We start from the raw sequence: 6,626 nt of genomic DNA on the forward strand, positions 1-6,626 counted from the left end.
CTCCAAGGCAAAGCAATATGGCGCCGATCGGCTGGAGCGACTTGATATATTTAGGTATGGGACTGGGGCTGGGTTTGGGAAGCAGTTTGATTTGGCGTCGGCGGCAAAAAAGCTTGCAACAGCCCGAACCTGCACCCAAAGTGCCACCTCCTCCTCAAGAAATTCACTTAGAGAAGTTTGATGCCCTTTCCGACCAACTTAAGCAAACTCAATTGGCTTATCAGATGGCATCGGAGATGAGCCAATTTAAGGCGGGTTTTTTGGCTCGAACTTCTCACGAGTTGCGATCGCCCCTGAGCACTATGATTGGTACGCTGCAATTAATTCTCTCGGATTTGTGCGACGATCCTGCTGAGGAACGAGAGTTTGTCGAGCAAGCTCACGTCGCGGCACTCAAGCTGGTGAAATTAATAGATGAAATTATCTCGGTTGCTAAAACTGAACACGGCACTGACAGGATGGATATTGAGCCGATTCAGTTAGCTAAGGTTTTTGACGAGGTTGATGATTTAACTTACTTGCAAGCTGCTAATCGCGGCATTCGTTTGGAGATATTGCCGCCAGATCCGGGAATTTATGTATTGGTCGATTTGCCGAGGTTTAGGCAAGTTTTAGTCAATTTAGTAGATACTGCTGTTGCTCAGATGGAAGAGGGAAGTATTTCTGTTTCTGCCCATGCTTCGCCGGAATCTGGATGCGTTCACATTTGGGTGGACGATCAGCGTTCAGTGAGTGCTTGGAGCGAGTCTTGGGATTTGCTGAAGCACGATTTGGAGTGTGATGCTACTAAGAACAGTGATAATTCTCAGGTGTCTTCTGGAATGAGGTTATTGATGAATCAGACTCTTTTAAGTTTGATGAGCGGAAAGTTGGAGGTTCTGGCCGTGCCTTCTGAGTCCGAAGAGTGCAATTTTAACCGGACTCAGTGTTCTATTCCTTTGGCAACTTTGTGATGAAGGAAGTTCGGCCACGAGCAATCTACGGGATGTAACGCAGGTCGGGAATAAGGCAACGGATTTAACGGAGGTCGGGAAAATGGAAGATGAAAGAAGGAAATTATTTATAGGGAGTAAGGTGCGCCCTTCCGCACCCTACATATTATAGATTTTGATGCCAATCGGGTGATTATTTAACAATTAGCAGTTAGCAATTCGCCGTTGCTAATTTCTAATTCGAGATTCTCTTCGAGAAGCTGATTTTCAAGTACCATGGTGGTGCTAGCGTTTTGCTGAAAACCGATGCGCTCATAGAAGCTTTGTTTGTAAGTTGTCATCAGGTAAACTCGCTCTACTCGGCACATTCGAGGGTGACTCAAGACGGTTTGCACTAATTTGCGGCCGAGTCCTGCACCTTGGTAATCCGGGTGAATGGCGACATCCCAGATGGTGGCTCGATAGATCCCATCTGAGGTGGCTCTGGCAAAGCCGATCGCCCGTGAGCCGTCCCAAACCGTAACAACTGGTTCGCTGTTGGCGATCGCAATTTCCCAATCTTCTATCTTGCGTGCCCTCGCCCAAAAGGCGGCGGCTTTAAATAGTTCTTGGATCTGTACGATGTCTGCGCGATCGCGACCTATACAAAATTGAATGTGACTGGAATCCCTAGTCGTTGATGTCATGCTCAATCTGCCTTCAAGTTGTATCTAAAGTGTGTTACTTTTACTGTTTTACAGGAGTGAAAGTTGATTTTGCTTGAGAACAATCAATGATTTAATTCCCAATTTACAAAACTATTTTTAGTTATACATATTTTCTAACTAATTTCGGTGATTATTAATACTTTTTGGGGTAATTTTTTTAAAAAAGTCTTTGAGTCAAAATTACCAACTTATAACTCATACCATTTGAGATGTGAGATTTGAGATTTTAGATGAGAATGACTGATCTTTTTGGAGTTTGGAGTTTGTCTACACAGAAACCGGGTTTTTTCTCACGTCTATTTCGTTACAGCCCACCGAAACTATAAAAACCCGGTTTCGAGGCGTCGTTTATCGGTAAGCGTAAGCTATAGCTAGTGTCTTGCCTAATTGCTCAAAAATCACCTATCGAGAGAGGTATTGACTCCACGAAAACACCCGAAGATTTTGCTGTGGAGTCAAATCTCACCTCTCAAATCGAGTGAATCAGTTTTGCAGCCAGCGGGCGGCGTCTTTGGCGTGATAAGTCAAAATCAAATCACAACCAGCACGCTTGAATCCTGTCAAAGTTTCCATCACTACTCTTTCTTCGTCTATCCAACCGTTGAGGGCGGCGGCTTTCACCATCGCATATTCCCCAGAAACGTTGTAAGCAGCGACTGGCAGATTAGTTGCTTCCTTCACGCGCCAGATGATGTCCATGTAAGCTAAAGCGGGTTTAACCATGAGCATATCTGCGCCTTCGGCAATGTCGAGAGCAATTTCTTTCAGAGCTTCGCGCCCGTTTCCGGGGTCCATTTGATAGGTGCGCCGATCGCCAAATTGCGGAGCAGAATCTGCAGCATCTCGGAACGGGCCATAATAAGCTGAGGCGTATTTTGCCGCGTAAGACATGATGGGAATATCTTCAAATCCAGCACTGTCCAATCCTTCGCGAATTGCTCCGACAAAACCGTCCATCATTCCCGAAGGTGCGATAATATCTGCACCTGCTTTAGCTTGAGCAACGGCGGTTTTCTTGAGCAATTCTAGTGTGGGATCGTTCAAGACGCGGCCGCTTAAATCTCCGACTTCCAAATAGCCGCAGTGACCGTGACTGGTATATTCGCACAGACAAGTATCGACCATGACGATTAAATCTGGTACGGCTTTTTTAACTGCTTCCGTCGCTTTTTGGACGATGCCGCAGTCGTGCCAAGCACCTGTAGCGTCTGTGTCTTTATCTGCGGGAATGCCGAATAAAATAATAGCCGGAATGCCGAGGTCGTAGACTTCTTTTGCTTCTTCTACTATTTTGTCTACCGATAGCTGGTAAACTCCGGGCATCGATGTGACTTCTTTAGCAAAAGCTTCCCCCGGTACGGCAAATAGGGGGTAAATTAAATCGCTGGTTGTCAAGATATTTTCGCGTACCATCCGGCGGAGTTGGGGATGGTTGCGGAGGCGGCGGGGGCGGTGAGTTGGAAACATAATGTTTTTTTTACGGTAGATAAAGCCCTGTTTTCTAGGACTCGTGGCGCTTCTTTAAAAGTCTAGAGCTTATTGTTGGCCGATCGCCCTGGACTTAAGTAAACTTCTGTAAAACCCGCGATGTCCATGGTTCGTAGTCAGGAATGCAAGTCATTTCTAGCCTTTCCCGTTCCCAGACTCAGCCCTAACGCTGCTTGTGGGATCGGTTGGTACGGATATCTCGCTGGCTTCATACCTATAACCAGGCTGCCCAGAAGCGAGGATAGACTGTAAATTATAAATGTATCGAATAGTAACGGTCTTATGTACAAGCAACTAATTTCAAAGATGAAACCGCTTTTGAAATCACTATTTGCGATCGGTCTGGTACTGACGCTAGCCCTCGGTAACGCTGACGGAGCTCTGGCGGCCCGCAGCGGAGGACGCATCGGCGGCGGCTCTTTTAGAGCTCCGGCGCGCAGTTACTCGTCTCCTAGTCGCACTTACGCGCCGTCGGGAGGGGGCTACTATCCGGGCCGTGGCTTCGGAGGTGGCTTCGGTTTCCCGTTCTTGCTGCCGTTTTTTGGCTTTGGGGGCGGGTTTGGCGGCCTGTTCTCGATTTTGATTTTTATTTCGATCGCTAATTTCCTTGTCCAAAGCTTCCGCCGCGCCGGGGGATCAACTGACGAACTCGGCAACAGCGCCCCCACTACCACCGTATCTGTCGGCCGCTTGCAAGTTGGTTTGCTAGCAGAGGCCCGCGGTTTGCAAGCCGAACTCGACACTCTAGCCCGCAAAGCGGATACCGATACAGCGGCCGGTCGCGCTCAAGTGGTGCAAGAATCTACTCTGGCGCTGCTGCGGCATCCTGAATACTGGGTTTACGCGGGCGCTGAATCTGTGCAAACTCGCTTGGAAGCAGCCGAAGCTAAATTTAACCAATTTTCTTTGGCAGAACGCAGTAAATTTACTGAAGAAACGCTCTCGAATTATAACAATCAGCTCCGGCAAGCAGGCAGCAGCAATATCCTGCCAGGTTTGCAGGAAGATGGTGCGCTGGTTGCTTCTGATTTGAATTCAGATCCCGGGGAATTTATTGTGGTGACGGTGATTGTCGGTACTCAAGGTAAATTGCAATTGCCAGCAGTGAAAAACTCTGAAGATTTGCGCCAAGCTTTGCGTCAGATTGGGGGAGTATCGAGCGAGCAGTTGCTGGCGGTTGAGGTGCTGTGGACTCCTCAAGCGAACGGGGACACTCTGACTGCTGACGATATGTTGGCTGGCTATCCTGATTTACGATCGATTTAGTGAGCAAGACTGGGCGCGGAGCATTGTCTGCCGCGCCCCATCCCGCAGCAAAGCTGGGCGGGTGAACCCAATTGCTTTTGAGACGCGAATTTTACACGAGTTTTTTGAGGTCGATCGAGTTAAAAAAGATTGTTTAACAAATGCTAGTATTGAGAGATCATGATTCAGCGTGATTCATCTGCTATTGGCAAAGCCTGCCCGATAGGGGTTTTGCCAAGAAGTTAGGGAAGATAAAAAAAACTGTATTAAGCGAGGACTGCTTCGGAAGAAGTTGCGATCGCGCGCCCTCTGAATTTTATATAAAGAAGAAGCGATCAAGAGCTAAAACTTATGGCCGACAGCAGCAGAAAAAAAGCACTTTTTATTTTGAGCCAGTTAAATAATGACGATATCAACTGGATCGTCCAAAAAGGCAAAAAGGAAGTTCTAGATCCGGGCGGGATTTTGATCCATGAAGGGAGACAGATAGATGCGCTCTACATTGTTTTAGATGGAAGTTTGAGCGTTTTGATCGAGGCTGAGCGGACTAGAGAACTCGCTAAAATAGCCACTGGAGAATTGGTGGGAGAAGTCTCTTTCATTGACGCTCGTCCTCCTTTGGCAACGGTGAAGGCGATCGAAGAAACTCACTTGCTAGCAATTCCTAGGCGGCAGTTAGTAATCAAACTTCAACAAGATATGGGCTTTGCTTCGCGGTTTTATTATGGAATTTCATTGTGTCTGGCAGACAGGATGCGCGGTACGATCAGACATATAGAATACGGTCGCAATATTGAATTAGAGCAACCAGAATTTGAACGAGAGGATATCAATCCTAACGTCCTGGAAAATTTGGCGCTAGCTGAGGCTAAGTTTAATTGGCTGAGGGAAAATGTTAAAGCTTGAGGAATTTTAAGGCTTTTTTGAGCTGGGTCTGAAAACTTGCCGATTGATACGGTAATTGAGAGATGTACAATGTAACCTCTCAACTCAAAAAACAGAGGTGCAAAAAAAAATAGAGGCGAGTTTTACCGGAAATATCCATCGATAACTGCCGGAACTATAAAAACCCGCCCCTTTGCTTCGCAGTGGCAATTTCGCGCGCTGAAACGCAACTACCAACCACACAATCTAGATAATGCCCGGCCCTTTGCCACGGGTGTCTGCTTCCGTGGTCAGTTTTCCTTCCTCGCCTTTTTTATCTTTGACTTCTGCGAGAATTCGAGCGCGTTCTTGGGCTTCGGCTTCTTCTTTTGCTCTCAAATCGCCCGGTTCGTTGATGTACATTTCCGGTTCGATCGCGTAATTGTTAACCAGACCTTCTTTGTCTACTGTATAACCATCTGTAGTGTGAATGCTTTCGTCATCGGTTTGGTCATCAGTTTTTGCACTTTTCTGCTTCCCTTCGGTGGTTGTGTGCATGAAATTAGCGCCTTCCCGGTCTTGCCGCGCTGCTGTCTCAGCAGGAGTAATGCCCCTGTCGTAGTGGGGGGCTTCCATATTGCCTTCGATTTGTTCGTCGGCCGGTGTTGATTTGCTAACTTCTTCTTTGGGGGGTATTGGTTGGCGATTAGTCATGATTTATTCCTGGGTTATCTTTTCAAAAAGGTCTTTGGCTTATGTTTAAATATTAAGTGTAAGCTAACTCATTAACAAACTATCTTTGGTTATAGTTTGCGAGAAGTTGCGGTTATAGCAGATATTGAAGGAAGAAGCAAGAAAGAATAAGGTTTTAGTTATCTAGGAGAGAAGGAAAAAGCAATCTTGTGCAAGGGTTTCAGCATTAAAAACGTCCTAACCGTCAGGGCGCTTACTATATTAAAAATACATTTATTGAGTCTTCCTCAAGACTGATAAAATTCCCTCTTCCTTAAGGATTTTAGGAGGGGCGAGGATTTGACATCTATCTAAAGGTAGATAATAGGAAATTGCAAGTTGAGAAGTGGTAATGGGGAGAAGGACTAATGACTAATCACTAATGACTAATGGCTAATCACTAATGGCTAATCACTAATGACTAATCACTAATGACTTCTTTTATGCTTCTTTATAGAAGCGGATGATTTCGCGGACGTGGTTGAGAAATTGTCCGTCATCGGTGAGTTGGGCGATCGCACTTTCTGCATCTCTTCTGAGTTTAGTGTGTTCTGCCTGATTTGTCGCTTGCAAAGATTGTAGAGTAGTTCCCAGGACGACATTTTCTTAGACATTCCCGCCATAAGTTAGACAATTGGAGTATACTGAGATAATTCAC

Annotated in this window: 7 protein-coding genes; 3 read left to right on the plus strand and 4 right to left on the minus strand. The window is 46.2% G+C overall.

Features of this window, described 5'->3' with window-relative positions; all coding sequences use genetic code 11:
• The first annotated feature begins 17 nt into the window (after positions 1 to 17).
• The gene (locus tag QUA74_RS14225) at positions 18 to 953 is read left to right on the plus strand and encodes a HAMP domain-containing sensor histidine kinase (RefSeq protein WP_333329787.1); all 936 of its coding nucleotides are present in this window, start codon (positions 18 to 20) and stop codon (positions 951 to 953) included.
• 176 nt (positions 954 to 1,129) lie between these two features.
• Here QUA74_RS14225 and QUA74_RS14230 read toward each other — a convergent pair whose 3' ends face one another.
• Positions 1,130 to 1,618: a GNAT family N-acetyltransferase gene (locus QUA74_RS14230; protein ID WP_333329790.1), complete on the minus strand. Its 489-nt coding sequence runs from the start codon at positions 1,616 to 1,618 to the stop codon at positions 1,130 to 1,132.
• Between the two features lie 504 nt (positions 1,619 to 2,122).
• Positions 2,123 to 3,106, minus strand: a complete 984-nt coding sequence (hemB, locus tag QUA74_RS14235; protein ID WP_333324442.1) for a porphobilinogen synthase — start codon at positions 3,104 to 3,106, stop codon at positions 2,123 to 2,125.
• A gap of 303 nt (positions 3,107 to 3,409) precedes the next feature.
• On the opposite strand from hemB, the gene QUA74_RS14240 reads away from it, so the two are divergent.
• Positions 3,410 to 4,393 carry a DUF1517 domain-containing protein gene (locus QUA74_RS14240; protein WP_333329793.1) on the plus strand — a complete coding sequence of 328 codons (984 nt, stop codon included), beginning with the start codon at positions 3,410 to 3,412 and terminating at the stop codon, positions 4,391 to 4,393.
• Between the two features lie 330 nt (positions 4,394 to 4,723).
• Positions 4,724 to 5,278 carry a cyclic nucleotide-binding domain-containing protein gene (locus tag QUA74_RS14245; RefSeq protein ID WP_333329796.1) on the plus strand — a complete coding sequence of 185 codons (555 nt, stop codon included), beginning with the start codon at positions 4,724 to 4,726 and terminating at the stop codon, positions 5,276 to 5,278.
• Positions 5,279 to 5,503: 225 nt separating this feature from the next.
• Here the strand turns inward: QUA74_RS14245 and QUA74_RS14250 are convergent, their stop codons facing one another.
• Both QUA74_RS14250 and QUA74_RS14255 read right to left on the minus strand, forming a co-directional pair.
• Positions 5,504 to 5,950, minus strand: coding sequence for a hypothetical protein (locus QUA74_RS14250; RefSeq protein WP_333329800.1), 447 nt, complete (start codon positions 5,948 to 5,950; stop codon positions 5,504 to 5,506).
• Between the two features lie 459 nt (positions 5,951 to 6,409).
• Positions 6,410 to 6,541, minus strand: coding sequence for a hypothetical protein (locus QUA74_RS14255; RefSeq protein WP_333329802.1), 132 nt, complete (start codon positions 6,539 to 6,541; stop codon positions 6,410 to 6,412).
• Positions 6,542 to 6,626: the final 85 nt, after the last annotated feature.

This window comes from Microcoleus sp. LAD1_D3 (genome assembly GCF_036702135.1).
Taxonomy (GTDB): Bacteria; Cyanobacteriota; Cyanobacteriia; order Cyanobacteriales; family Microcoleaceae; genus Microcoleus.